This is a genomic window from Brevibacillus sp. NRS-1366, assembly GCF_050467985.1.
This window is the reverse complement of sequence record NZ_JBITPN010000075.1, coordinates 1-1722: the sequence shown is the minus strand read 5'-3', so window position 1 is coordinate 1722 and position 1722 is coordinate 1. Positions and strand designations below refer to the sequence as shown.

Below are 1722 nucleotides of genomic sequence, written 5' to 3'. Positions count from 1 at the left end.
TGAAGTGCCCCCTGTCAAGTAGACAGTGAAAAAAACAAAAAGCTTAGACACCAATCTGAACCTAGGTTGGTGTCTTTTTTATGCCACAGAACTTTGTAGATAGTGTCTATATTCTAGGGGCGTCATACAGTTTAGCTTTTTCTGGTACCGATGATTATTGTAGTAATTTATGTATTCCGTAATGGCTACTTCTAGCTTTTCATATGTATTGAATTTCTGGAGATAGTACATCTCCGATTTTAACATTCCCCAGAATGATTCCATTGGACCATTGTCGATGCACCTAGCTACCCGCGACATGCTCTGAGTCATTCCAGTATCATCTAGTTTCTTCTTAAACATTTTGTTCGTGTATTGAAATCCCCGATCACTATGAAAGATGGGTTTCGCATTAGGATATGCCCGATGGGCAATATCAAACGTTCTAAATACAAGCTCATTGTTGTTGGAGTGTCCGATCACAAAAGAAACAATACTTTTATCTGACAAGTCCAGAATCGCACTCAAATAAGCCTTGCTTTGAAGACCGTACTTCATTTCCGTTACGTCTGTGAGCCACTTTGTACCGAATTCCAAGGATTTGAAATCCCTGTTTAAGACATTTTCTGCCGTGATTTCAGGGGGGGTGCGAACGTAATTCTGTTTCTTTTTGCGGCATACGGATTTCAATTCTAAAATACCCATGAGTCTGTATACGCGTTTATAGTTAATAGAAAGATGGAACTGGCGATTCAGTTTCATGGTCATCTGGCGATAACCAAGAATACCATTTCTTTCTTCGTAGGCACGCTTAATCATAGGAAGCAACGCTTTGTTAAATTTCTCATTTTCACTTTCTTTCCTATTTTGCCACTTATAATACGAGGAACGCGGAATCCCTGCGATTTCACAAAGCTGGCTGATGGGATATAACTTACTATCGTACAGATCACGGATGGCAAGATAAATAGGCTCATTGCGGACTTGGCTTAATATCGCCCCCTTTGAATTTCGTCTAGCTTTTTTAGAAAATCGATTTCCATTTGCTTTCTTCTATTTTCAGCTTGAAGCAGTGTATTTTGGGCTCGCAGCTTTTCCAGCTCAGACATCTCGTTTCCAGAGGTTCGCTTTCCACGTTTGTCCTGAAGCGCATCTACGCCAAATTTGATGTATTTGTTTGTCCATGAGTAAACCTGCTGATAGGACACCTGAAATTCCTTGGCTGTTTGGGCATAATTATGCTGATGTTCTAAGCAGAACTTCACAATATCGATTCTTTCTTCGAAAGTAGTCGCTCGTCCTTTTGTCATGATTGGTGTTCCTCCTGTTCTGGAAGATTTCAACTTTTCATGACCATTATACTTTAGAATCCATTTACGCAGTTGGCGGGTTGATTTAATGCCAAATCGCTTACATATCTCCATATGAGAAGTACCGCCAGCTAGATAGTCTTCGACAGCAGATAACTTCAGTTCTGCGGAATAGGATCTGTTCTTAGATGTACTGAGCAGTCCATCTGGACCTAACGATTGATAGGTTTGAAGCCATTGTTTCATGGAGGAAAAGGCAACATCTAGCGTGCTTGCTAGATGATTCAGAGAACCTTCTCCACGGAGATATTTTTCGATAGCTGCGACCTTTACTCGTCCAGCTATTTTTGCTTTATGGGACATAAAAAAATGCTCCTCCTTACAGGTAGACAGTTTTATTATTTCAACTGTCTACCCGAAAGGGAGCATATCA

The 1722-nt window shown here is 40.5% G+C and carries 2 protein-coding genes; both read right to left on the bottom strand.

Annotated elements, in window-relative coordinates:
• Window positions 1–78 precede the first annotated feature (78 nt).
• Entirely contained in the window at window positions 79–975 is an 897-nt protein-coding gene (locus ACIFQN_RS35605) for an IS3 family transposase (RefSeq protein WP_429837771.1), read from the bottom strand.
• On the bottom strand, window positions 969–1652 hold the full coding sequence (locus tag ACIFQN_RS35600; protein WP_429837770.1) for a transposase: 684 nt from the start codon (window positions 1650–1652) through the stop codon (window positions 969–971). The genes ACIFQN_RS35605 and ACIFQN_RS35600 overlap by 7 nt, the downstream gene beginning before the upstream one ends.
• Window positions 1653–1722 lie beyond the last annotated feature (70 nt).

Bases quoted from the DNA above. Each gene is read 5' to 3' on its own strand.
- ACIFQN_RS35600 (WP_429837770.1), bottom strand. From the start codon at position 1,652: ATGTCCCATAAAGCAAAAATAGCTGGACGAGTAAAGGTCGCAGCTATC.